The 23,498-nt window shown below is 71.1% G+C and carries 23 protein-coding genes; 8 read left to right on the forward strand and 15 right to left on the reverse strand.

Features of this window, described 5'->3' with window-relative positions:
• Positions 1–22: 22 nt before the first annotated feature.
• From C4T78_RS11585 to C4T78_RS11605, 5 genes are all read right to left on the reverse strand, one after another.
• A complete protein-coding gene (locus tag C4T78_RS11585) occupies positions 23–667 on the reverse strand; it encodes an alpha/beta fold hydrolase (RefSeq protein ID WP_093356799.1) in 645 nt (214 codons plus the stop codon).
• 2 nt (positions 668–669) lie between these two features.
• Positions 670–993 (reverse strand): biotin/lipoyl-containing protein, encoded by a 324-nt coding sequence (locus C4T78_RS11590; RefSeq protein ID WP_093356801.1) that lies wholly within the window; start codon positions 991–993, stop codon positions 670–672.
• Positions 986–1,975, reverse strand: a complete 990-nt coding sequence (locus C4T78_RS11595; protein WP_093356802.1) for an alpha-ketoacid dehydrogenase subunit beta — start codon at positions 1,973–1,975, stop codon at positions 986–988. Before C4T78_RS11595 ends, C4T78_RS11590 begins: the two co-directional genes overlap by 8 nt.
• Positions 1,968–2,936 (reverse strand): thiamine pyrophosphate-dependent enzyme, encoded by a 969-nt coding sequence (locus C4T78_RS11600; protein WP_093356803.1) that lies wholly within the window; start codon positions 2,934–2,936, stop codon positions 1,968–1,970. Before C4T78_RS11600 ends, C4T78_RS11595 begins: the two co-directional genes overlap by 8 nt.
• A gap of 151 nt (positions 2,937–3,087) precedes the next feature.
• The gene (locus C4T78_RS11605; RefSeq protein ID WP_093356805.1) at positions 3,088–4,074 is read right to left on the reverse strand and encodes a LacI family DNA-binding transcriptional regulator; all 987 of its coding nucleotides are present in this window, start codon (positions 4,072–4,074) and stop codon (positions 3,088–3,090) included.
• A gap of 130 nt (positions 4,075–4,204) precedes the next feature.
• On the opposite strand from C4T78_RS11605, the gene C4T78_RS11610 reads away from it, so the two are divergent.
• A complete protein-coding gene (locus tag C4T78_RS11610; RefSeq protein WP_093356806.1) occupies positions 4,205–5,617 on the forward strand; it encodes an MFS transporter in 1,413 nt (470 codons plus the stop codon).
• An 89-nt stretch (positions 5,618–5,706) separates the two neighbouring features.
• Here the strand turns inward: C4T78_RS11610 and C4T78_RS11615 are convergent, their stop codons facing one another.
• Positions 5,707–5,907, reverse strand: a complete 201-nt coding sequence (locus C4T78_RS11615) for a cold-shock protein (RefSeq protein WP_093356807.1) — start codon at positions 5,905–5,907, stop codon at positions 5,707–5,709.
• Positions 5,908–6,136: 229 nt separating this feature from the next.
• Positions 6,137–6,730: a hypothetical protein gene (locus tag C4T78_RS11620; protein ID WP_093356809.1), complete on the reverse strand. Its 594-nt coding sequence runs from the start codon at positions 6,728–6,730 to the stop codon at positions 6,137–6,139.
• A gap of 764 nt (positions 6,731–7,494) precedes the next feature.
• Here C4T78_RS11620 and C4T78_RS11625 point away from each other — a divergent pair.
• The 3 genes from C4T78_RS11625 to C4T78_RS11635 all read left to right on the forward strand — a co-directional run bounded on the left by C4T78_RS11625 (position 7,495) and on the right by C4T78_RS11635 (position 11,896).
• Entirely contained in the window at positions 7,495–8,280 is a 786-nt protein-coding gene (locus C4T78_RS11625) for a hypothetical protein (protein WP_143185991.1), read from the forward strand.
• A gap of 99 nt (positions 8,281–8,379) precedes the next feature.
• Positions 8,380–9,267 carry a DUF4231 domain-containing protein gene (locus C4T78_RS11630; RefSeq protein WP_177247744.1) on the forward strand — a complete coding sequence of 296 codons (888 nt, stop codon included), beginning with the start codon at positions 8,380–8,382 and terminating at the stop codon, positions 9,265–9,267.
• Positions 9,268–9,367: 100 nt separating this feature from the next.
• Complete coding sequence (locus C4T78_RS11635; protein ID WP_093356813.1) at positions 9,368–11,896, forward strand: toll/interleukin-1 receptor domain-containing protein; 2,529 nt, start codon at positions 9,368–9,370, stop codon at positions 11,894–11,896.
• Between the two features lie 39 nt (positions 11,897–11,935).
• Here the strand turns inward: C4T78_RS11635 and C4T78_RS11640 are convergent, their stop codons facing one another.
• Entirely contained in the window at positions 11,936–12,415 is a 480-nt protein-coding gene (locus C4T78_RS11640) for a CGNR zinc finger domain-containing protein (RefSeq protein WP_093356814.1), read from the reverse strand.
• A gap of 103 nt (positions 12,416–12,518) precedes the next feature.
• On the opposite strand from C4T78_RS11640, the gene C4T78_RS11645 reads away from it, so the two are divergent.
• Positions 12,519–13,385 (forward strand): alpha/beta fold hydrolase, encoded by an 867-nt coding sequence (locus tag C4T78_RS11645; protein ID WP_093356816.1) that lies wholly within the window; start codon positions 12,519–12,521, stop codon positions 13,383–13,385.
• A 93-nt stretch (positions 13,386–13,478) separates the two neighbouring features.
• On the opposite strand, the gene C4T78_RS11650 is transcribed toward C4T78_RS11645, so the two are convergent.
• The gene (locus C4T78_RS11650; protein ID WP_093356817.1) at positions 13,479–14,453 is read right to left on the reverse strand and encodes an SDR family NAD(P)-dependent oxidoreductase; all 975 of its coding nucleotides are present in this window, start codon (positions 14,451–14,453) and stop codon (positions 13,479–13,481) included.
• 78 nt (positions 14,454–14,531) lie between these two features.
• Between C4T78_RS11650 and C4T78_RS11655 the strand changes: the two genes are divergently transcribed.
• Positions 14,532–15,137, forward strand: coding sequence for a TetR/AcrR family transcriptional regulator (locus C4T78_RS11655; protein ID WP_093356819.1), 606 nt, complete (start codon positions 14,532–14,534; stop codon positions 15,135–15,137).
• Here the strand turns inward: C4T78_RS11655 and C4T78_RS11660 are convergent.
• Entirely contained in the window at positions 15,130–16,512 is a 1,383-nt protein-coding gene (locus C4T78_RS11660; protein ID WP_093356820.1) for an MFS transporter, read from the reverse strand. The genes C4T78_RS11655 and C4T78_RS11660 overlap by 8 nt on opposite strands.
• Entirely contained in the window at positions 16,509–17,378 is an 870-nt protein-coding gene (locus C4T78_RS11665) for an alpha/beta fold hydrolase (RefSeq protein ID WP_093356822.1), read from the reverse strand. Before C4T78_RS11665 ends, C4T78_RS11660 begins: the two co-directional genes overlap by 4 nt.
• Before the next feature lie 119 nt (positions 17,379–17,497).
• On the opposite strand from C4T78_RS11665, the gene C4T78_RS11670 reads away from it, so the two are divergent.
• Entirely contained in the window at positions 17,498–18,421 is a 924-nt protein-coding gene (locus tag C4T78_RS11670; protein ID WP_093356823.1) for a LysR family transcriptional regulator, read from the forward strand.
• A gap of 99 nt (positions 18,422–18,520) precedes the next feature.
• Here C4T78_RS11670 and aztD read toward each other — a convergent pair whose 3' ends face one another.
• From aztD to aztB, 4 genes are all read right to left on the reverse strand, one after another.
• Positions 18,521–19,681, reverse strand: coding sequence for a zinc metallochaperone AztD (aztD, locus tag C4T78_RS11675; protein WP_374703869.1), 1,161 nt, complete (start codon positions 19,679–19,681; stop codon positions 18,521–18,523).
• Positions 19,682–19,712: 31 nt separating this feature from the next.
• A complete protein-coding gene (aztC, locus tag C4T78_RS11680) occupies positions 19,713–20,648 on the reverse strand; it encodes a zinc ABC transporter substrate-binding protein AztC (RefSeq protein ID WP_093356824.1) in 936 nt (311 codons plus the stop codon).
• Complete coding sequence (locus C4T78_RS11685) at positions 20,645–21,751, reverse strand: hypothetical protein (protein WP_235863775.1); 1,107 nt, start codon at positions 21,749–21,751, stop codon at positions 20,645–20,647. Before C4T78_RS11685 ends, aztC begins: the two co-directional genes overlap by 4 nt.
• A 77-nt stretch (positions 21,752–21,828) precedes the next feature.
• On the reverse strand, positions 21,829–22,704 hold the full coding sequence (aztB, locus tag C4T78_RS11690) for a zinc ABC transporter permease AztB (protein WP_093356910.1): 876 nt from the start codon (positions 22,702–22,704) through the stop codon (positions 21,829–21,831).
• 76 nt (positions 22,705–22,780) lie between these two features.
• Here aztB and aztA point away from each other — a divergent pair, with 76 nt between their 5' ends.
• Entirely contained in the window at positions 22,781–23,494 is a 714-nt protein-coding gene (aztA, locus tag C4T78_RS11695) for a zinc ABC transporter ATP-binding protein AztA (protein ID WP_235863776.1), read from the forward strand.
• Positions 23,495–23,498 lie beyond the last annotated feature (4 nt).

Consider the following 23,498-nt stretch of genomic DNA (forward strand, 5'->3'; position numbering starts at 1 on the left):
CGCGGGCGTGCCTGGGGTGGTGTCAGCGTTCGAAGAAGGCGGTCGCGGCCTCCTTGAACAGACGGCTGGACACCGCGTTGAAGTGGTTGCGGCGTCCGAGGGAGACGAACGGTGCTTCGAAGCCCGCGGCGAGTTCCGGGGCGTCCGCCGCGACGTCGTCCTGCTCGCCCGCGGCGAAGAGCACCGGAGCCGGTGGCGGGCCTTCCAGCCGGTGGCCCGCCACCTCCTCGATGCACGCGTCCAGGCCGGTCGCCGACAGCGCCTCCGCCACCCGGCGCATCGAGTCGCGGTCGGCGGCCCGGCCGCCGATGCCGCCGAGGGCGAGCCGCCGGACCCGGCCGGGCGCGAGCTTCGCCAGCTCCCAGCCGACGAGGCCGCCCATCGAGTAGGCGACCACATCCACAGTGGACAGACCGGCTTCGTCCAGCACGGTGAGCACGTCCCCGGCCAGTGCGCCCGGTGCGTACCCGGAGGTCGGGCGGTCGCTCTGCCCGTGCCCGCGCAGGTCGACCAGGACGTGACCGCGGTCGGCCAGGGCCCGCACCCAGCCGGTGCGCACCCAGGTGCTCTCGCCGTCCGAGGCGAAGCCGTGGATCAGCAGCACCGGGGCCGGCCCGGGTGCCGTGGCGTACCAGATCTTCGCGCCATCGCCGGTCGTGGCGAACACGGTCAATCCTCCGGCAGGGTCAGGCGGACGCGCCGCTGCGGCTTGCGCTCCTCGGGGACGGCACCGACGATGCCCGCCTGCTCGTCGGAGACGGTGAAGGTCACCAGCGACTCGCCGACCGCCAGCTCCGCGTCCTCGGCGACGTGCAGTCGCGCGACCCGGCCGGACTGCGGCGAGGGGATCTCCACCGCCGACTTGGTCGTCTCCAGCTCGACCAGCGGCGCGTTGCGCTCCACCCAGTCGCCCTCGGCCACCAGCCACTCCAGCACGCGAGCGCTGATCAGGCCCTCGCCGAGATCGGGCAGCGGAAAGGTCACTTCAGCCACGGCGGTACTCCAATGTGGTCTGGACGGCGGTCAGGATGCGGTCGACGCTGGGCAGGTACTGCTCCTCCAGCTCGCCCGACGGGACGGGCACGTCGTAGCCGGTGACCCGCTGCACCGGGGCGCGCAGGTCGCCGAAGCAGCGCTCGGTGATCAGCGCGGAGACCTCCCCGCCCAGCCCGGCCGTCAGCGGGGCTTCGTGGATCACGACCGCGCGGCGCGTCTTCGCCACCGACGCGGCCAGTCCGTCGGTGTCGATCGGCTTGAGCCAGCGCAGGTCCAGCACCTCCAGCTCAACGCCGTCCTCGGCGGCGAGCTCGGCGACCTGCTCGCAGCGCGCGACCATCGCACCCCACGCGATGAGCGTGGCGTGCTTGCCTTCGCGCACCACCCGGCTCGTGCCCGGCGGCAGCACCTCGACCGGCTCGGTGGGGTCGAAGGATTCCCGTTGCCAGTAGCGCGGTTTGGGCTCCAAGAAGATCACCGGGTCGGGATCGGCGATCGCCTGCCGCAGCAGGTGGTAGCCCTCCGAGGGCGTCGAGGGGCTCACCACCTTCAGGCCCGGCACGTGCGCGAACAGCGCCTCCAGGCTCTCGCTGTGGTGCTCCGGCGCGCGGATCCCGCCGAAGCTGGGCAGCCGCAGCGTGATCGGCATGTTCAGCACACCGCGGCTGCGGTAGTGCATGCGAGCCATCTGGTTGACGATCTGGTCGACGGCCGGGTAGCTGAAGCCGTCGAACTGGATCTCCGGCACCGGGCGCCAGCCGTGCATCGCCAGCCCGACCGCCATGCCCATGATCGCCGACTCGGCCAGCGGCGTGTCGAACACGCGGTCCTCGCCGAACTTGGCGCGCAGGCCGTCGGTCACCCGGAACACGCCGCCGAGCGTGCCGACGTCCTCACCGAAGATCAGCACCCGGTCGTCGTCCTCGCACGCGTGCTGGAGGGCCAGGTTGAGGGCCTTCTGCAGGGACAGCTCAGGCATCGAGGTGCTCCTTCCACGCCCGCTGCTGCGCCAGCAGGGACTTCGTGGGCTCGCGGTAGACGAACGAGAACAGCTCCTCGCCGGGACGCACGTCGAGCGAGACCAGGCTCTCCCGGACCTCGCGCACCACGGCGGCGGCGTGCTCTTCAGCCGCGGCGACCTCCTCGGCGGTGAGCTGCTGCGCGGCGACCACGAGCGGATCGCGCCCGGCCCACGCCTGCTCGTCCTCCAGCGTCCGGTAGCGGCCGGGATCGTCCGAAGTGGAGTGCGGGCCCATCCGGTAGGTCATCGCTTCGATCACCGTCGGCCCGCCGCCCTCGCGCGCCCGCTCCAGCGCGGCGCGGGTCGCCTCGAACACCGCGAGCGCGTCGTTGCCGTCGACGCGCAGGCTCTCGATGCCGTAACTCGCGGCGCGGGCGGCCACCGAGCCACCGGCCACCTGGCGTTCGGTGGGCACCGAGATGGCCCAGCCGTTGTTCTGGCAGAAGAACACCACCGGGAGCCGGTACACCCCGGCGAAGTTCATCGCCTCGTGCACGTCGCCCTGCGAGCTGGCGCCGTCGCCGAAGTACGCGATGGCCGCGCCGCCGGTCCCGTCCAGCTTCGCACCCATCGCCCAGCCCACGGCGTGCAGGACCGGCCCGCCGACGATCGCGTTCAGCGGCGCCAGGCGCGAGGACTGCGGATCGTAGAGCCCGCCGTGCCAGATGTTGCGGTGCGAGGCCAGGTAGGCGGCGAGATCGACGCCCATCCCGACCGCCACGCCGACCTCGCGGTAGGTGGGGAACGCGAAGTCCCGGTTCAGGTCGAGGGCTGCGCCACTGGCCACCTGCGCGGCCTCCTGGCCCTTCGCCGGCGCGTAGGCGGGGAGAACGCCCTGGCGCTGCAGCGCGATGGCCTCCTCGTCCAGCCGCCGTGCCACCAGCATCAGGCGGTGGAGCGTACGAAGATCAGCGTCCATGCCGGGAAGCGTGCGCAACCACCGCCCGGCCGTGCAAGCGCCGCCATCCCGGCTGATCACTCTGCACGGTCTCACCCGCGATGGGCGCCCGTTCACAGTAAATATTGCCCTGTGAACGAACCCGGTCGCGGACTGCTCGCTCCGTCCCCGGCTAGGCCGATTCGCGGATGACCAGTTCCGGCGTCAGCTCGACCACCGCCGGTTCCCGCTCGCCCGCGAGCAGGCGCTCCACCTCGCCGACCGCTAGAGCGCCCAGGCGCCGCTTGTCGATGTGCAACGTGGTCAGGGGCGGCGTGATGAGCTCACCGAGCATCAGCCCGTCGAAGCCCAGCACCGCGCAGTCCTGCGGAACCCGCAACCCGCGCGCGTGCGCGGCGCGCACCACCCCGACCGCGGTCAGGTCGTTGAACGCGAACACCGCGGTCACCTCCGGGTGGCGGTCCAGCAGCCGGTGCGTCGCCCGCTCGGCACCCGGCACCGACTGCTCGCTCTCGACGACCGCGCCGGCGGGCAGCGCGATCCCGTGGTCGGCGAGGGCCTGCTGGAAGGACTTCCGGCGCTGGTGGCGGTCGCAGCTGGTGGCGCAGTCGATCATGCCGAGGCGGTGGTGCCCGCGATCCAGCAGGTGCCGGATCCCGGCCCGCACGCCCGCGTCGACGTTCACCGCGACGGCCCCGCACCGCGGCACCCGCACCTCGGCGTCGAGCAGCACGACCGGGATGTCGAGCCCCTCGGGCGAACGGTCGAGGTGGTTGAAGTAGCCGACCAGCGCGTCGACCTCCGCGGCGAAGGACCGCAGCAGCTCGGCCTCGTCGGCAGGCCCTCCGGCCCCGCTGACGACGTTGACCTGCCAGCCGCGCGCCGCGGCGGAGTCGATCACGCCGGCGATGACCTCGGGGAAGAAGGGGTTCGTCAGGTCCGGGACGGTGAGGCCCAGCGTGCTCGGGCGGGGCTTGACCAGCGCCCGCGCGTGCCTGCTCGGCCGGTAACCGAGCTGCTCGGCGACTTCCAGCACCCGGCGCTTGGTGTCCGGATCGATCTCCGGCTTGTCGTTGATCGCCCGGGAGACGGTCTGGTACGAGACCTGCGCCGCGCGCGCGACGTCCTTGATCGTGGGCCTTCGCGCCGGTGCCGCCATCCACCCATCTCAGCACACCGCGCGGTCACCCGGGAACCGCGCCGCACGCTCGGCGCCTTGACATCGACGGCCTCCCGCAGCATCCTCGTGAACGTTCACGTGACCGTTCACAGGCGTGAGGTCGTGCACCGTGGGTGATGAGAAGAACGCCGGGCAACGGTTGTTCAGCGGCGTCGGGATCGCCGGAGCGTTCGCCGGCTTCGTGCTGATCGGCGCGCTCCAGGCCCTCTACGGCCCGGCGATCCCGGCCGTGCGCGCCCACTACGGGATCTCCCCCGCGGTGGCCGGTCTGGGCCTGAGCGCCCACTTCGTCGGCGGGCTGCTCGGCGTGGTGGTGTTCCACCGGTGTTGCGGCAAGACCGGGAACCGCCTGCTGCTCGGCTGCTCCTACCTGGCCATGGCCGCGGGCGCCGTCGTGTTCGCCGCGACACCGCCCTGGCCGGTGGCCCTCCTGGGCGCCTTCGTCGCGGGCCTGGGCTACGGCTCGATCGACTACGGGCTCAACCACCTTTTCGCCATCGGCTTCGGCGCGCGCAGCCCGGCCATGCTGAACCTGCTCAACGCCTTCTTCGGGGTCGGCTCGATCCTCGCTCCGGTCGCGCTGGCGCAGCTCGGCCCGGACAGCTATCCGCTGGTCTTCCTCGCCTTCGCGATCGCCTCGGTGGTGCTGATCGCGGCCCTGCGCGGCGTGCGCAACACTCGCGTCGAGAGCGGCGGCGCAGCACCGGACCGGGGCTCGGTGCTGCGCAACCGCAGCATCGCCATCACCGGGGCGTTCGTGGTCCTGTACGTGCTCAACATCGGCGTCGAGGCCGGGGCGGGCGGCTGGGAGCCGACCCACCTGATCGGCGCCGGTTACCCGGCGAGCGCGGCGACGTCGGCCACCGCCGCGTACTGGCTGATGATGACGCTCGGCCGGTTCCTCGTCGCGCCGCTGACCCTGCGGTGGTCCGAGCAGAGCATCCTCACCTGGAGTTGCGTCGGCATGGCGGTCTGCCTGGCGCTGGCCGTGGTGCCGTCGCTGGCGCCTTGGGCCTACGCCGGTCTCGGGCTGTTCATCGCGCCGGTCTTCCCCACCGGGCTGCCGTGGCTGCACCGGCTGGTGCCCGACGCGCAGCGCGCCGGTGCGTACGTGATCGCGGCATCGATGCTGGGCGGTGTCGTGTTCCCGCCGCTGATCGGCGTGGGAATCGCGCTCACCTCCACCACCGCGGTGCCGATCATCCTGTTCGGACTCAACGCGCTGTGCCTGCTCGCGATCCGGTGGCTGCTTCGCCAACGCGGGACGCCGCCGCGCCGTCTTGCCCAGCTCGAAGATGAGGAGCACGCGATGACCGGCAATTCCCGCCTGAAAACCGCACTGCGCCGGCTGGACGCCTGGTCGCTGCGGGTGCTGAACCCGCCGGAGGTCTTCCTGGCGGTGGCCCGGCACGACTTCCGCCACCGCCGGGCCGAACGAGCGCCGTCCGCACGTGTGCACCGGGCAACGGCCGGCTCATGCGATGCGCTCGCGGGAACCACGTTCGTCCGCGAGAGATGCTGAACGCCGAGAACCGCTCCGCTCTCGCGGTCGAGCGGAACACCGCTGGCCCCCGCCCGGAACCGGACGGGGGCCAGCGGAGAACGATCAGGTCAGACGCGCACGCTGGCGGCCTGCGGGCCCTTCGGCCCCTGGGTGACCTCGTAGGTCACGTGCTGGTCCTCGGAGAGCTCGCGGAAGCCCGAGGCCTCGATGGCCGAGTAGTGCACGAACACGTCCGGGCCGCCGTCGTCGGGGGCGATGAAGCCGAAGCCCTTTTCAGCGTTGAACCACTTCACGGTTCCCTGTGCCATGACGATCTCCTTGAGAGCTAGAGAGGAACCGGCGACGCCTTGCACGCCTGCCGGGGCCGGAGGGGATCTCAGACGGCTGCTCACTCCAGCTGCACCAAAGAAAGCCGCTCACCCGCATCGATATCCTGCGAGCCTGCGCAAAACACGAAACAGAACTACTCCTACCACGACCAAAGCTACACGACGTCGAGCCGCACGGCCAGCACGCCCCACCGCGGGCCCGGAACGACTACTGCTGGCGGTCCGCGATGCCCTTCATGCACCAGTCGCCATCGGTCACGCCGAGCACGACGTCGATCGGCACGGTCTGCGTCTGGCCCTGCACGCTGATCGTGAGGTTCACCGGCGTCAGCGCCTCGCTGTCCAGCGACCGGCGCGGCGGGCCCGACTGCTCCGCGGACTGGATGAGCTGCAACGCCTGTGGCGGGAGTTGCGGGGCCAACGTGCCGTCGGGGGCGCGGCAGGAGCTCGCCGCGAGCCCGCTGGCGTCCTTGCCCGCCAGCGCAGCGGTGACCGCGGAGGCGGCGCCGTCCGGCTTGCCCGGTCCGACGAGGAAGTCCGGTTTGACGAACCCGGCGAACGCCAGCGCGGCAGCAGCACCCACGAGCAGCCCGCTGCCGAGCCCGATGAACAGCCCCTTCTTACCCCCGCCGCTCGCGGCGGCTGAGGTCTCCTCAGCCTCGACGGTGTCCGCTGAGGCCTCGTCGGACGAGTCGTGCTGCGCGGCCTCCACCTGCTCCTCGGCCTGCGCCGAGCCGTCCGGCTCCTCCCCGACCACCACTTCCTCGGCCGTCGGCTCTTCGCCCTTGCTCCGTTCGGTCATGTGCGTGCCTCCCGACGACGCCCTGCGAGCGCCAACGCCTCGAACGCGGCGCCCCCGCGGGAGCGCCAGTGCTGCCGACCACCCTGCCTGCACCCCCGGCGCACGTCCACGAACGCGCCGACGAGAGTGGCATTCCTCATAGGCCGATCACAGCGACCGCCGGAACCGACCACCTCGAACTCCGACGTCGAACCCCCGCGCTCCAGCGGAACGTTCCCGCGCACCTCGCACGGCAATCATCCACATAGGACACTCCCATTGGCGGCCACACTGAAAGTGCGGCACAGCACGATCGGGACGCCGCTCGCCACGTCGCGAAGCACCGCACTCCCGAAAGGCCGAACACATCCGGAACGTGCGTCCAAACAGGACTGCTGAACCGACGACCACTCGACCTTCCCCGGCACAGCCATCGACACGGACTCCTGTTCTTCAACGGCACGTTCCACCACGCCACCCAGTTGACAGCCGATCGAGAAGTTGCGGGCACAACATCCGTTCGCACGAATCCCCGAAGCCCTGCCGTGGAAATCCTCCCCGACGCCGCTTTCACCCTTGTGCGCTGCCGGATCTCGCTACGCTGATGATCTGCTCATGCCCCCGAACCGGCGAGGATGCAGAAGTGGCGGACAACCCGGCCCAGGTGCCGAAGACCGAGCAATCCCGCACGACCGGCAGGCAGCTGGAGACCTTCGGCTGGTTCGCACTGCTGATGGGCGTCCTGTCCCCCCACGTTCGCCGGCATCGGGCCGGACTGGTCGGCGGTGACCGGAGTTGTGCTGGGCCTGGCCCTGATCGGGTTCGGCCTGTGGGCCGTGCTGCGCGGCAGGCGGCACCTGGCGCCGGTGCTGCCCAGTCTGCGCGCCTTGCCCCCGGACGAGCGGATAGTGCTCTTCCTCCGCTCGTTCTCCGACGACCGCGGCCTCGCGCGGACTCCGAAGCTGCGTCTCCACCACCTGCTGTTCCGGCAGTTCCTGGTCTCCGTCAACGACGTCCGCACCGAGGAGCAGCAGATGGCCCGGGGCGTTGCGCAGGACGACCGGCCGACCAAGCCCCGGCCGGAGGTCGTCACCGCCTGCGTGGCCACGTTCGCCTCGTTCTGGCCCTGCGCCGAACTCGCCTACCTGGTCGTGCCGGTGACGATCGGCATGTTCGGTCCGGGCTCCGGCGAGGTCACGGGCGCCCTCGCGCTCACCGGGAACCCGACGTTGGACACCATCTTCCCGCTGACCGCGCTGACCCTGCTGTGGGCGGTCCCGCTGGTGCTGTGGATGCGCCGCGCACTGCGCGGCGGCCCCGTCGCGGTGCTCATGCTGCAGATCATGAGCATCTTCATCGGTTTCGTGCTCCTGCTGAGCCTGGTGCCGATGGCCTTCAGCGCGGCTGCCTGGGGAATCGGTCTCTCCATGGCGTTCGAGTCCTTCACCCCGATCGCCGTGCTGCTGCCCCTCCAGATCACCGTCTACCTGGTCGGCACGATCCCCCTGCCGACGCTGGGCTTCCTCCTGCTCCGCCGCGAAGTCCGCGAATGGCTGGAGTCCCGCGCCTGACCGCACCGCTCACCCGGTCCGGGGAGTTGTGCCGAAATGGCCCCTTCCGGTAGGTGGTTCGGCCAGGATTCACTGGGGTCCCCGAGTCATGGAGTGTGCATGTCGAGTACCGATCAGCTTCGGACGTTGAGCGACGCCGACTTCCCGGGGCTGTTCCAGGCGGCGGACACGGCTTCGGTGCGGCAGCAGCGCTCGTACCTGCGAGGTGTCCGCGCGCAGTTGCTGCTGACCGTCTCGGCCGCGGTGTTCGCCGCGTTCCCCGTGGTCGTGGGCTCTTTCGACGTGTTCGCGGTGGGAACCGCGCTGGCGCTGGTCGGTGTGATGGTGATCGAGATGGCCACCGCCGGGTCGCGGCCGGACAAGGTCTGGTACGAGGGACGGGCGCTCGCCGAGTCGGTGAAGACCCTGACCTGGCGCTACGCCGTGGGAGCCGCGCCGTTCGCGCTGGACTCCGAGTCCGCCGACGACGATTTCGTGTCGCGAGTCCGCGCCCTGCAGAAGGACAAGCCCGGTGTTCTGCTGCTGCCCAACACCTCCTCGGCGATCACCAGCGGCATGCGCGCCCTCCGCGCCGCCCCGCTGGCCGAGCGCAAGGCGGCCTACCTGGCCGGCCGGGTGCACGACCAGCAGCAGTGGTACGCCGCCAAGGCCGTCTTCCACCAGCGACGCGCGCGGATCTTCCGGACGATCATGCTGACCATGGAGGTGCTCGGCGTGGCGAGCGCGCTGGCGAAGGCGGTCGGCGTGGTCGGCTTCGACCTGGCGGGCATCGTGGCCGCCGCGGTCTCGGCGGTCGCCGCCTGGAGCGCCACCCGCCAGCACAGCACGACCGCCACGGCCTACGTGATGGCCTCCCACGAACTGGCGACGGTCCGCGACCTCCTCGACCGGGACCTGAGCGAGCAGCAGTGGTCCGACGAGGTGGTCGACGCGGAATCGGCGATCAGCCGAGAGCACACCATGTGGCACGCCAACCGCACCAGCTGACCAGCGGGCCGCCTGGACCCGGTTCTCGTGGTGGCTCCGGCTGGACCTCCCGCGTTCTCAGCCGGGCTTCGACCGCCGTGTTGTGAGGAGGTGGGGTTCCATGTCTTCGGGCTCCGGCGCGCGTTCCTGGCCGAGGCAGGACGCTCGGAGCACCGCCGCGCTCATCATCGTGCTCACGCTGACCAGCTGGGTCATGTACAGCGCCCTCACCGAGTTCGAATCCGACCTCTCGCACGGGCGGGAGGAGCTGGGGACTCTCGTCCTGGGTGTGCTCGCCGCCGCCGAGGTCGTCGCCACCGTGCTCGTCCTCTCCGGGCACAAGCGGGGATTGGTCGTCGTCGTTCCCGCCGAAGCGCTCCGCTCGCTCATCCCGCTGGTGACCTCGGCGGACGCCTCGATCAGCGTGCTCGCTGTCATCAACCTGGGACTCCTGGGCTATGTCCTGCTCCGCTCCGACGAGCTCGACGACGCGGTCCCCGCGCCACGAGCCCGCGGAACCGGGGCTGCGGTCGGGCGGGAGGACGGCTCCGGGAAGCCCGATGTCTTCCTCAGCTACTCGCGCAGGCAGTTCCACTTCGCCGAATCGCTGATGCTGCGCTTGGAAGGCCGGGCGGTGTCCACGTGGTTCGACACGCACCGGATCCGGGCCGGTGAGGACTGGCGGGAAAGCATCGAGCGCGGTCTCTCGGTCTGCACGTCGCTGCTGCTCGTCGCCTCGCGCGAGGCCTTGGCGTCGCCGGAGGTGGACTACGAGTGGCGCACGGCGCTCGAACGCGGCAAGAAGCTGTACGTGGTGCTGTTCGAAGCCGTTGAACTGCCACCTGAACTGCGCGGTGAAGCGGTGGCGATCATCGACATGCGCACGCGGTTCGAACCGAAGGCGGAGACGCTGGCCGAACTGCTCGCCCAGCCCCGCCACCACCGCGACGAGATCCCGCGCCGGAAGCCGTTCGGCCTTCCGCTGCCCCAGCCGGCGGGCACCTCCCTGATCGCCGCAGCGCTGCTGCTGATCCTGCTGGTGAGCTTGTTCTTCGACTTCCTCAACGCCCGAACCCTGGTGGCGATCACCACGCCGCACCCGAAGAACATCCCGGTCGACTACGACGAATCCTTCACGACTCGGCTGCTCGGCATCACCTTCCACGGGATGTCCAGCAAGGTCTACGCATTCCTGGGCATCACCACGGTCACCTTGCTGCTCACGGCCTTCGCGGCGTTCCTCCTGGTGGCCCTGCTGCAACGGCGGAGGTTCCGGCTGTCGCTGCTGCGGGCGACCCTGCTCGGTGCGTGCTGGCTCTACCTGAACACCAGCTTCATCGACCACTCGACCAGCCACATCGTGGTCAGCGGCGGTGGCGGTCTCGTGCTGGGGCCCGGCAACACGAACTCCTCGGCGTGGCGGGACGTCGACGACATGCTCCTAGGTCGGTACGTGGAGTACGGCTCGCCCTCCTCGTCCTCCGAGTACGAATCCCCGTTCCTCTCGGTGGGCGACGTGGGTCCCCACCTGACCGCGACCAGCGCGTTGTGGCGGTGGCCCACGCTGCTGCTGATCGCTTTCGCCGTGGTGGCGTGGCTGGCCGTGCAACGCTCCAGCTCCCTGTACCGCTGGCTGGCCACCGGCAGCGCACCGGATGAACTGCGCCTGCGGCACAACGGGCTTCCCGGCGCCAGCCGCAGCGCTTTCGCACCCATCTCCGGACGGGAGCTCGGCGAGCGGAGGCGGTGGCGCCTGCTGCACCATCCCGCGGACAGCCACGTCGCCGCTGAGATCGCGCGCGCCCTGGACGAACGGGTGCCCGCCGGTTCGCAACGGCGCACCGCCATCGTCCTGCTGAGCAACCACACCCGGCTGGCCTGGCTGGAGAACCTCGAACGCGACGAGCCCGACCTCGTCTACGTGGTGTGCACGAACATCCGGGAAACCGGGATCGCGGAACTGATCGGCAGGCACCAGTGGTTTGACTACCGGGAGCGCTCGTACGACAAGCTCTCCCTGCTCGCACGGGCCCTGGAGGCGGACTCGTCCCGGAACGCGGGCTACGCCTTCCCAGCACTCCCGGAGAGCCTGGCGCGGACCGTCCTGCCCAGACCGGTCCGGTACAAGAGCCACGTCATGCGGCTGCTCGCGACGTGGTCGCTGGCCGTCGCACTGTTCGGGCAGGGCGCGATGGACCGTCACTTCGATCCGGACGGCGTGCTGCTCCAGCTCGTCCCGGTTCTGGTCGAGCTGATGTCCCTGCTCAGCATTCCTTGTTCCCTCTACCTGTTCTGGCTGGCGCTCCGACTCGCCTCGTCGCGCATCTCCCACGACAAGTTCCAGCGGCACCAGAACATCGTGATGAGCGCCCTGCTCGTGAGCCAGCTCCAGTTCCTGCTGGCCTTCACCGACGTGTTCAGCATCGTCCTGCTGGGCACCCTGTTCAACGCCTTCCTGGCGATGGCCTGGTTCACCCCCGATCCGGACGAACTGCGGCGCTGGCTACCGGAACGCGAACCCCCGGCCGAAACGGCAGGCACCCTGACCGTCCCCGTCAAGCACCAGTTCGGCCCCTCCACAGCGCTCTACCTGGCCCTGTTCGCCATCTGCTACCTCACCAGCGCGATCTTCTTCGCCGACCTCGCCTGAGCCCGTACTGGCACGCAGCTCGGCAACGTGCTGAGCGGTTCAGCGGGTGCGGTTGTAGTGGCGGCGGGCCTTTTCGCGGTTTCCGCAGGTGGCCATCGAGCACCAACGGGCTCGGTTGGCCCGGCTGCGGTCGAGCAGGAAGAGCTGGCACTTCTCGTTCGCGCAGGGGCGCAGGCGGCCGGGCAGCTGTTCCTCGGTGGCCGCCCAGGCCAGGATCACCTCGACCGCCAGGCGGGCGTGCGGCGGTGATTCGACCGTCCACCGGAGGCCGTCCCGGGTCATCTCCGGGAGCTGCTTGACCCCTTCGAGCAGCGGGTTCAGCGCGGTGGGCCGACGTTCTCCGCACACCACGTCCCGCAGGACGTCGCGCACGTCGCGCAGCAGCGCCAGCTCTTCGGGGCTGCCGTCGCCGCCGTGCTCCAGCGCCCAGCGCCTGCCCCCGGCCGGGTCGGCGAGCGCGTCCTGTTCCGCTCCGTTGATCAGCGGCCTGCTGTTGAGCAGGTCCAGCAGCACGTCCACCAGGCACTCCCTATCTAACCGGATCGAACCCTTTGACAGGTTAGCCGATCGCGTGCTTGCATGGCGAACAACTAACCGGATCAAATCTTCAAAGGGGTTAGAAATGAGCTCGGTGCACCACCGGACCGCCGTCGTCGACGGCCACGAGATCTTCTACCGCGAGGCCGGCCCCGCCGACGCTCCCGCGATCGTCCTGCTGCACGGATTCCCCACCAGCTCGTTCATGTTCCGCGAGCTCATCCCGCTGCTGGCCGGGGACTACCGCGTCATCGCACCGGACCACCTCGGCTTCGGCCACTCCGCCGCGCCCGCCGCGGCCGAGTTCACCTACACCTTCGACGCCCTCGCCGAGCTCACCTCCGGACTGCTCGACCAGCTGGGCCTGAATCGCTACGCGATCTACGTCCAGGACTACGGCGCTCCCATCGGGTGGCGGCTCGCGCTCGATCACCCGGAACGGATCTCCGCCATCGTCACCCAGAACGGGAACGGCTACGAGGACGGTTTCGTCGAGTCGTTCTGGTCCGACCTCTGGGCTTACGGGGCCGATCCCGGCCCCGACACCGAATCCGCCGTCCGCGCCGCGCTGAGCTTCGACGCCATCCGCTGGCAGTACCTGCACGGCGTGCCCGACCCGAGCGTCGTCAGCCCGGACACCTGGGCGCACGACTTCGCGCTGATCTCCCGCGAGGGCAACGACGAGATCCAGCTGGCGCTGTTCCGGGACTACCAGCACAACCGCGCGCTCTACCCGCTGCTGCACGAGTTCCTGCGCACCAGCGAGGTCCCGGTGCTGGCCGTGTGGGGCCGCAACGACGAGATCTTCGGCCCGGCGGGCGCGCGAGCCTTCGCCCGCGGCGCCAAGGACGCGGAAGTGCACCTGGTCGACGGCGGGCACTTCCTGCTGGAGAGCCATCTGGACGTCGTCGCCGGTTGCATGCGCGGTTTCCTCGGGCGAGTCCTGGGTTGACCGGTGACGGGTGCTCGCGATCGGGCGAGCACCCGTCATCCGTCAGCACCTGCGAGAGCACCGGCGCCCCGCCGCCACACGGCCCGCCAGGTCTCAGGCCTTGTCGAGCTCGGCGTTCACCAGCTCTTCGAACTGCTCCCGGCCTTCGACGCCCAGCGCCCCGCCGATGGCCGTGGCCAGCCGGTCGAACGGGTCCTCCAGGTTCAGGCCCGCCAGGCCTTCCGCGAGCTCCGCGGTCGTCCAGAGCTCGCCGTCCTTGTCGATCCGGTCGCCGCGGCTCCAGCCGTGGTTGACCGCGATCGAACCGCCCCGCACCGAGAGCACCTGCCCGGACAACGCGCAGTCCGGGTGGACGAGGTGGGCGACCAGGGGCGCCACGGTGATCGGGTCCTTCGGATCGAACCCCGCCTCCGGCGCCTGCGGCATGCCGGGCACCTCCGTCGTCAACCGGGTGCGGACCATCGACGGGCTGACGCAGTTCACCCGCACCCCGAGCCGCTTCAGCTCCAGCGCGTGCACGGTCGTCATCGCCGCGACCCCGGCGTTGGCCGCCGCGTAGTTGGTCTGCGCGGGAAGCGGGTTGAGCAGGCCGGATCCGGACGCGGTGTTGACGACCGACCGGTCGACGCGCGCTCCCCGCTCGTACTCGCGCCGCCAGTGCGCGGCGGCCCAGCGGGTGACCGCGAACGTGCCCTTCAGCTTGACCGCCACCACGTCGTCGAACTCGGCCTCGCCCAACCGCTCCACGCCCTTGTTCACCTCGACGGTGGCGTTGTTGACCACCGCGTGCAGGTCGCCGAACTCGGCGACGGCCAGCTCCACCATGCGCTGGGCCGCCGCCCAGTCGGCGACGCTGCCGGTGTCGGCGATCGCGCGGCCGCCCGCAGCGCGGATCTCCTCGACGACCGCGGCCGCGACGCCGTCGTCACCCCCGGAACCGTCCGCTTCGACGCCGGGATCGTTCACCACGACGTTCGCTCCGGCCGCGGCCAGGTACAGGGCTTCGGCTCGCCCGATGCCCCGGCCCGCTCCCGTCACCAGAACCGTTCGTCCCGCCAGCTCCGCCACCGCACCCTCCTCAATCAGTTCACCTGGTGCATTTTTATACCTGGTGAATTCAGGGCTCGGCAAGGTAGGGTCCGGTGCGTGGAAGCCGGCCGACGCGAACGGAAGAAGCAGCTCACCCGCCGAGCACTGGTGACAGCGGCGATCCGCCTGTTCGACGAGCGCGGCTACGACCGGACGACGGTCGCGGAGATCGCCGAGGCCGCCGACGTCAGCAAGCGCACCTTCTTCCTGCACTTCCCCACCAAGGAGGACGTGCTGCTGGCCGATGCCGAGGTCAGGACCGGGCTCGCCCTGCGGGCGATCGAGGACCGCGGCCCGGCGGCGTCCGTCCGCGAGGTGCTCGCCGCCGCGGCCGACAGCATGATCGCCAACGTCTCGGCCACCGAACTGCCCAGCGGCTTGGCGGCGCTGCGCGCCGAGCTCGTGGTCACGAACCCGGCGGTGCAGGCGCGGATGCTGCACGTGCTGTTCAGCGCCCAGACCAGGCTGGCCGACGCGCTGCACCGCGCCTACCCGGATCTGCTCGACGCGACATCGGCGGCAGCGACCGTCGGCGCGCTCATCGGAGCGATCAACGCTGCGACGATCACGAGCCTCAGCCTCGGCCAGACACCGCGGGAAACCCGCCGGGCGATGCAACGCGCAGCCGAAACGGTCCTGCGCGCAACGGAGCCCCTCAGCTGACCGACGAGCTCTTCGAGGATGTCGGCGCTGCTTCCCGTCGACAGCGGGTTCTCGCTCCGGTCAGCCTCGTGGCGCAGATCGCCGCCAGCGCGAACACCGTTGCCTCGTAAGCCATCGCGTGCCACATCGCGTTCTCCGCCGCCGAGTACGCGATGCCCGCGAGCGTGACGCCCACGGTCCCGCCCAGCTGCTGCGCCGTCGGGAGCAGGCCGGAGATCGAGGTGGCGGCTTCGGCGCCGACCCGGGTGATGATCTGGGTGAACGCCGAAGCCGTGAACACGCCGAAGCCGATTCCGCTGAGGCACAGCGCGAACCAGTACGGCCACCGCGGACCGTCGATGGTCGCCGCCACGACGATGGCCATCAGTCCCATCGCGAGCGCCGACGCGGCGAGGACCCGCGGCCCGAAGCGCCTGCCGAGGACGTTCGCGAATCCGCTGCCGACCAGTGCTCCGACCGCGTACGGGATGATGCCCAGCCCCGTCTGGAGCGGACCCCAGCCCTGCTCGCCCTGCAGGTGCATCGACAGCAGCAGGGTGAAGGACGGCACGCCCGCGTTGAAGACGAGGACGATCGCCAGCCCCCACCTCGTCGCGGGATCGGCCAGGGTGGCCGGGTGGACGAGCGGATCCGCCACCTTTCGCTGGGACACCGCGAAACCGGTCAGCAGCACCACCGCCGAGGCCAGGCTCAGCCACGTCCACATCGGCCAGCCGGCGTCCCGGCCCGCGGTCAGCGGCAGCACCAGCAGGACGAGCCCGGTCAAGCTCAGGCCCGCGCCGACCGGGTCGATGCGCTGCGCCCCGCGCGTCGGCTGGACGTGCGGCAGCACCGGCGAGAGCACCAGGGCGAGGACGCCCACCGGCACCACCAGCAACATCGCGGCCCGCCAGCCCAGCGGGTGGAGGTGCATCAGCACACCGCCCAGCACCGGGCCGGCCATGGAAGCCGCCGCCATGGTCGCGCCGAACGCGCTCAACGCGGCAGGACGGCGGCTCGCGGGCAGCGCCGACTGGATGATCGAGAGGATCTGCGGCGCCATGAGCCCGCTGCCCACGCCCTGCACGAGACGGCCCACCACCAGCAGCCAGGCGCTCGGCGCCACAGCCGCTCCGAGGGAGGCGGCGGTGAACAACGCCATGCCGGCGACGAACATCCGCCGGTAGCCGTACCGATCCCCCAGCCGTGCCGAGACGATCAGCGAGCAGGCGTAGGTGAGGGTGTACCCGGCGAGCACGAGCTGGCTCTCCCCCGCACCCGCGCCGAGGTCCCGCCGCACGTCCACCACCGCCACCTGCATCACCGTCACGCTGAACAGCTGGACGAAGGTGCCGGACAGGATGACCGGCACCAGGAGCCTGCTCGCGATCGTCACGGCAGGGTCCGCGCCAGCGCGATCTCGGTGAGCACCGCCGCCAGTTCTGCGGGCCTGGTCGCGAACGGCGAGTGACCGCCGGGCAGGGAGCGCACCTGGATCGGGTTGTCCGGCACCACCTGGTTCGCTTCGGCGATCATCAGGTCCTGCGTCACGGGCGGCAGGGCCAGGTCCTCGGTCAGCCTGATGAAGGTGCGCGGGAGCCGCCCCCAGCGTCCGGCGGTGACCGGGACCGGCGTGGTCATGCTGGAGAACGGGTGGTCCGGGTGCAGGAACTGGCGCCAGGAATCCGGGCTGGAGGCGGGCAGGTCGTTCAGGAAGGCCCGCCGGATGAGCTCGATCGCGGCCGGGTCCGGGGAGAGCGGGTTGATCCGGACCGCACCGAGCTCGGCCGGATCGCCGAGCGGCGGGATCCGGACCGCGTCGGCGTTCTCCTCCGCTTCGATGTAGTCGGCGAAGCGGGGCCGGCCCGCGGGCACGAACGCGGAGAGGTACACCAGGTGATCGAGGAGTTCCGGGGCCTGCTCGGCAGCGGCGGACGCGGCGGAACCTCCGGCGCTGTGCGCGACGAGGACCACGTTCCGGTACCGGGTGCGGGCGCCGGCCAGCGCATCGAGCACAGCGTTTGCGGAATCCTGCGTCGTCACGTCGCTGAGCGCCGACTTCTCGCTGGTCAGCCCGGGCTGGCCGGGCTGGAGGTATCCAGTGGGAACCGGTGCGTCGAGGCCACTGCCGGGCAGGTCGATGGCGATGCTGGCCAGGCCGTGGCGGGCGAGGGCGCGCTGCGTCGAGGTCCAGTGCAGCGCGTTGTGCCAGGCACCGTGCACCAGCAGGACGACGGTTTCGGAGGAGGACGGGCGGTTCACGTGGAGCCCTTCTGGAGTGGTGATCGGGTGACCTGATCAGGTCACACCCGCAGCCCGGCGTCATCCACCGCCATATCTGACGAAGCCTCCCGCGATATCTCTGAAGTATCGTCGGTGTCGTGGAAGCCCGTCATCTCCGCTATGCGCTCGCCCTCGCCGAGCATCAGCACTTCGGCCGCGCCGCCACCTCGTTGGGCATCGCGCAGCCGCCGCTGTCGACCCAGATCGCCGCCTTGGAGCGGGAGGTCGGCGAGCGGCTCTTCGACCGCACCTCGCGGGGTGTTTTCCCCACCGCCGCAGGAGAAGCGTTCCTCGCCCGGGCCCGCTCGGCGCTCGCGGAGATGAACCGGGCGCGCGTCGACGCGAGCCGGGCGGCGCGCGGTGAGACCGGGCGGCTGCGGATCGGGTTCATCGGCTCCGCGCTGCTCCAGCCGCTGCCGGGAGTGCTCGGCCGCTTCCGCCGGACGCACCCGGACGTCCGGCTCGCGCTGCAGGAACTGGACAGCCCCACCTCCGCGGCCGCGCTGCTCGCGGGCGAACTGGACGTCGCGGTCGGCCGGGGCGGCCCTCGCGGCGCCGGAGCGGAGAACCTGATCATCGTGCCGATCGGTGCGGACCACCTGGTGGCCGTGGCCTCGAAGGCGCACCCCTTCGCCGGGCGCCGGTCCGTCGACGTCGAGCAGCTGGTCCAGGAACCGCTGATCGCCAGCGCGGACGCCGCGAGCTCCTACCTGAGACCGCTGTTCGAGCAGGCCCCGGACGCCCTCGACGGCGCCGCGATGGCCCGCGACGTGCACACCATCGCCGGACTCGCCGCCTGCTGCGCCGGAGTGGGCCTCGGCCCCGACCGGATGCGGCTCATCGCCCGCGACGACATCTGGTTCTGCGACGTCACGCCCCGCTTCCGGCTGCCGGACCTGCAGATGTCGTTCCGCGCCACCGATTCCTCACCGGTGCTCGCGGCATTCCTCTCGGTGGTGCGCCAGAACTGCGCGGACGTCGGCACCCGCCTGGACGGCCTGCTCGCCCGCCACTCCTCGTGATCCCGCCCGGCGGCAGCCACCGGGCGGGATCGACTGGGCGTCGAAGCCGCCAGTGGCACCGGCCGGAACCCGGGAGTCCGCCCGGGTTCCGGCCGGGTTTCAGTCCTGCACCCCGCTGAGTTCGTTCGGGGTGGCGGGCAGGCTCCCGGTGGCCAGGCGCTCGCCCGAGGCCAGGTCGATCGCGTGGATCTCCTTCTTGCCCGGGTCGGTGACGTAGGCGGTGCCGCCGCGGACGAAGATCGCAGGCCGCGGCTGCTGCCACTCCAGCGGTTCCTGCCAGGCGTCCAGGACCGGGATGGTGCGGGTCACCTGGGCGGTCACCGGGTCGATCTGGTGGATCCGGCCGTCGGTGCCCAGGACCAGCGCCTCGCCCGCCGCTCCTCTGGCGAGGGAGCGGAAGGTGTAGCTGGTGCCGATGTCGACCAGCCGCAGCGTGCCGTTGGTGGTGTCGATGAGCGAGACCTGCTCGGGGCGCTCGAGTTCGGCGTGCTCGTCCTGCTTGTAGTCGCCCAGCACGATCGGCGAGGCGTCGGAACCGGCCTGGTTGCCGATCCGGCCGTACTCCGTGGGGCTGGTGACCTTCGTGATCTCGCCGTCGCGGTAGATCAGCGCGCCGTTCTCGCAGCCGACCACGACGGTCTCGCCCTGCGCGGTGGCCTCACCGTGCACACCGGGGCAGTCCTCGTTGCGCGCGATCTCCTTCCGCGCCGCGTCGAGCACCGCGATGCCGCGCCGCTCCTCCTCGTTGCCCACGGTGATCACGAGTTCGCCGTTCGCCAGCTCGATCGCGACGCCGTGGTGCGGCTCCGGTGCCCGGTACACCTCGGTCGGCGGCAGGCCGTCGCCGAGCTCCGCGGGGTCGAACGTGGTGGCTTCGCCGGTGCCGTCGGCGAAGAGCACCGTCTTGCCCGCGTGCCGCACGACGTGGCCGGGCTTGGCACCGGCGAACTCGGCGTCGGTCAGCACCGCACCGGCCGCGTCGAGAACGCGGAAACCCGTTGCCGTGGACACCAGCACGTGCCGGTCGTCGCCGGCCGGGTTGAGGCGGTTGAACCCGGCCAGCGGCAGATCCTCGGCGACCTGGAGGGTCTTGCCGTCGAGGACGTAGACGCCACCGTCGTAGGTGACGGTAATGGGTTCGGCGACCACCGCGGCCCGTTCCGGCGGAGGGGCGGTGGTGCCGCAGGCCCCCAGCACGACTGCCAGGGAAGCGGCGAGGCCTCCTGCCGTGATCTTCTCGCGTGAACTGCTGCTCATCATCACCATTCCACTGTGGAGGGACAGATCGGGGTCAGCTCCGGCCGAGCCCGCGGACGATGGATTCGGTGTTGGACCGCATCATCTCCAGGTAGTCGCCCGCGCCCCGTCCCGGTCGGCTCAGCGATTCGGAGAACAGCGGCACCACCTCGACCCGCAGCCCGACCTGGTCGGCGAGGACCTGCGCGAGGCGGTCCGGCTGGGAGGAGTCGGCGAAGATCGCGGGCACACCCGCCGCGCGGATGGTGTCCGCGAGGGACTTCAGGTCCGATGCGCTGGGCGAGGCGAGCGTCGTCCCGCTGGGCACCACCGCGCCGATGACCTCGAAGCCGTACCGCTGGGCCAGGTAGCCGAACACGTGGTGGTTGGTCACCAGCTTGCGCCGCTCGGCCGGGATGCCGGCGAACCGCTGGGCCATCTCCGCGTCGAGCCGGTCGACCGCCTCCCGGTACTGCGCGGCGTTGGCGCGCACGACCTGCGGGTCCACGCCGTCGACGTGGGCGATGACCTGCTCGGCGATCACGTCGACGGCCCTGCTCACCCGCCGCGGATCGGTCCAGAAGTGCGGGTCGAGCTGCCCACCGGCGCCCGCCGCGGTGTAGCCGAGCGGATCCACCCGCTCGCCCACGGCAACGGCCGGGATCCCGGCGGATTCGGCGGCCTGGACGTTGCGCGCGATGCCCTCCTCCAGTCCCAGTCCGTTGTGGACGACGAGGCCCGCCTGCTCCAGCTTCGCGGCCTCCTGCGCCGAGATCCCGAACGAGTGCGGGTCCGCGTCGGGCTTCATCAGCACCGTCACCTCGGCTTCGCCGCCGACGATGCGCCGGGTGATGTCGCCGAGGATGTTGGTCGTGACGACCACGCCGGGCCTGTCCTGCCCTGCGGCGCTGCAGCCGGTGAGGACCAGCAGGACCGCAACACCCAGAGCGATGAGCAGTCGTCGCCCGCTGCGGTGGCCTGCCGCGCTCATCGGCCGGTCTCCACCATGTGCGCGATCCGGCCGCCGAGTTCGAAGGTGCGGGCGCGGCGGAGGGAGTCGTTGTAGTCGATCTCGTGGACGACGCCCCCGTCGTTGACGTAGGCCCGCGTGGTGTCGACCTCGATCGTCGGAGCGGCAGCGCCGGGCGTGCTCAGCAGCGGGATCGCTGCCGTTTCCGACCCGGTTCCACCGTCGAACGCGCGCAGCGCTCCGTCCGCTGTCACGGCGAGCAGCGGTCCACCGGCACCGACCGCGCTGACCGCCAGCGCCGGGCCGGTGTCGACGAACGTCCACGCGCGGTGCGCGATGTCCAGCGACCAGGCACCGGTTTCCCCGGCCTTCGCCGCCAGCACGTCGCTTCCCGGCCGGTGGTCGAACTCCCGCGCCCGCTCCGCATCGGACACCGGTCGCGGATACGGGATCTTCGCACCGCGGAACGCTCCGCCGTCCGACGTGACGAGGAGTGCGCCGTCAGCGCAGCCGAACACGACGCCTCGCCGGGTGACCGAAGCACCGGCCGGGCTCGGGCACGGCTGGTCGACGGCAGTCACCGGTCGCCCGTCCCGGCTGCGAACCTGGACCTGTCCCGGCTGCTCCACCGGCACGAGCAGGTGACCGTCGTAGGGCACCACCGCCGCGTCCGGCGCGACGTCCTCGATCGTGCCGGTTTCGGCGATCCTGCCCGCGTCGAGCTCTGCTCGGTCCAGCAGCTCGGCGCGGCCGTCGCCGAAGGACACCGCCACGACCGCGGTATCGCTGTGCGCGCCCGTCAACCCAGGGCCCGGGATCGCGCCGACCTCGCGAACGGCGGCGCGGTAGTAGTGCACGTGATCGCCGTGGTCGACCATCCAGGCCCCGCTGTCGACGATCCGCACCTCCCCGCCGGTGGCCAGGTAGGCGAACCTCCCGTCACCGGCGGACTCCTCCACGCCGGACGTCCGCCCGACGTCCGTCACCTCCCCGGTGATCAGGTCCAGCACTCGCGCGGCGCCGCTGTCCACATCGGACAACACCAGACGAGACTGCGCCTCCGCGGCTTCCTCCGCACCCTCGACGTAGCCGTGCGGTAACTCCTCGGCGGGCGGGTCCGGCACGCTGCTCGCGCATCCTCCGATGAGGACGAACACGGCCGAAACGCCCATTGCAACAACGGACTTCTTGCTGATCCGGTTCACATCAACCTTTCGATTCCGGCTTCCACCCGCCCGCGCGAGGCGGTCGAGAGGCGCTGCGCGCGGTGGCGGATCTCCGCGGCCAGCGCGGAGAGGAAGAACAGCCCGACCGCGATCGCTGAGATCGTCGCCCCGGCGGCGGTGCCCCAGTGCCACGAAGCCACCAGCCCGATGACCGTCGCGGTCGCGCCGAGCAGTGCCGCGCCGAGCATGATCGCGGGAATCCGGTCCACCCAGAGGGCGGCCGCGGCGGGTGGTGCGATCAGGAGGCTGAACACCAGCAGCGTTCCGACGACGTGGAACGAGGCGACGATCGCCAGCGTGACCAGGCCCAGCAGGCAGGCGTGCGCGAACCGGGGCCGCAGGCCGAGGGTGTGCGCCTTCCGCGGATCGAAGGCCAGCGCGACGAACGACCGGTGGCCGAGCGCGGACACCACCAGCGCGACGGCCAGCGCCGCCGCGAGGAAACCGAGGTCCTGCTGGCGCACCGCCAGCACGTCGCCGAAGAGGAACCCGGTCAGGTCGACCGCGAAGGACTGCGAGTGCGAAACCACGATCACGCCCAGCGACAGCATGCCGACGAACAGCAGCCCGATCGCGGTGTCCTGCGAGAGCCGCGAAGACCTGCTGAGCGCGGTCACGCCCAGCGTCATCACACCGGCGCTCAGCGCCGCCCCGAGCAGCAGGTTCCCGCCCAGGAGCGAGGCCAGCGCGACGCCCGGGAGCATCCCGTGGGACATCGCGTCACCGAGGAAGGCCATGCCGCGCAGGACGACCCAGGTACCGGCCAGCGCGCAGACCGACGAGACCAGCACTCCGGCCCACAGCGCCCGCGCCACGAAGGACACCTCGAACGGGACGAACAGCCAATCCATGACCGAGGACACTATCGAAAATGATTTTCGATGTCGATAAGATGGCCGTGACGTCGAACACCACGTGAGGAGTGCAGTGACGATCACCAGCGATCGAACGGAGATCACCATCCGCGACGTGACCGTCGGCTACACGCGCGAACCGGTGCTGCGCGGTCTCAGCGCGGCGCTCCCGCGCGGGCGGACGACCGCCGTCGTCGGGCCGAACGGATCCGGGAAATCGACCTTGCTCAGCGCGATCGCGGGCGTGCTCCGCCCCGCTGCGGGCGCGGTCGAAGGCGTGAGCGGCCAGCGGCCCGCGTTCGTCGCGCAGCGGAGCGCGGTGTCGGATTCGCTGCCCATCAGCGTCCGCGACACCGTCTCCATGGGACGGTGGGCGCATCGCGGGCCGTGGCGGCGGCTGACCGCCCACGACCGCGCGGTCGTCGAGGAATGCCTGGCCCGCCTGGAACTCCGCCCGCTGGCCACCCGCAGGCTCGGCTCGCTGTCAGGCGGCCAGCGGCAGCGCGCGCTGCTGGCGCAAGGACTCGCGCAGGAATCCGGGCTCCTCCTGCTCGACGAACCGGGAACCGGGCTGGACGCGGAGGCGCGAGAGCTGATCGCCGAAGCGCTGGAGCAGGCCAAAGCGCGCGGAACGACCGTGGTCCAGGTGACCCACGACTTCACCGAAGCCAGGCGCGCGGACCACTGCCTCGTGCTCAGCGCCGGGCGGCTGATCGCCGAGGGCCCTCCCGACGACGTCCTGACCCCGCAGGTGCTTCAGGAGGTCTGGGGAATCCGACCGCTCTGAGGCG

The sequence above is a fragment of the Saccharopolyspora kobensis genome, assembly GCF_900108315.1.
GTDB classification, from domain to species: domain Bacteria; phylum Actinomycetota; class Actinomycetes; order Mycobacteriales; family Pseudonocardiaceae; genus Saccharopolyspora; species Saccharopolyspora kobensis.

What these genes read in the sequence shown, in the direction of transcription:
- C4T78_RS11645 (WP_093356816.1), top strand. Translation starts at nt 12,519, where the DNA reads ATGAGCTCGGTGCACCACCGGACCGCCGTCGTCGACGGCCACGAGATC.
- C4T78_RS11635 (WP_093356813.1), top strand. Translation starts at nt 9,368, where the DNA reads ATGTCTTCGGGCTCCGGCGCGCGTTCCTGGCCGAGGCAGGACGCTCGG.
- C4T78_RS11630 (WP_177247744.1), top strand. Translation starts at nt 8,380, where the DNA reads ATGTCGAGTACCGATCAGCTTCGGACGTTGAGCGACGCCGACTTCCCG.
- C4T78_RS11605 (WP_093356805.1), bottom strand. Translation starts at nt 4,074, where the DNA reads ATGGCGGCACCGGCGCGAAGGCCCACGATCAAGGACGTCGCGCGCGCG.
- C4T78_RS11595 (WP_093356802.1), bottom strand. Translation starts at nt 1,975, where the DNA reads ATGCCTGAGCTGTCCCTGCAGAAGGCCCTCAACCTGGCCCTCCAGCAC.
- C4T78_RS11620 (WP_093356809.1), bottom strand. Translation starts at nt 6,730, where the DNA reads ATGACCGAACGGAGCAAGGGCGAAGAGCCGACGGCCGAGGAAGTGGTG.
- aztC (WP_093356824.1), bottom strand. Translation starts at nt 20,648, where the DNA reads ATGAGCGCGGCAGGCCACCGCAGCGGGCGACGACTGCTCATCGCTCTG.
- C4T78_RS11615 (WP_093356807.1), bottom strand. Translation starts at nt 5,907, where the DNA reads ATGGCACAGGGAACCGTGAAGTGGTTCAACGCTGAAAAGGGCTTCGGC.
- C4T78_RS11600 (WP_093356803.1), bottom strand. Translation starts at nt 2,936, where the DNA reads ATGGACGCTGATCTTCGTACGCTCCACCGCCTGATGCTGGTGGCACGG.
- aztD (WP_374703869.1), bottom strand. Translation starts at nt 19,681, where the DNA reads ATGATGAGCAGCAGTTCACGCGAGAAGATCACGGCAGGAGGCCTCGCC.
- aztB (WP_093356910.1), bottom strand. Translation starts at nt 22,704, where the DNA reads ATGGATTGGCTGTTCGTCCCGTTCGAGGTGTCCTTCGTGGCGCGGGCG.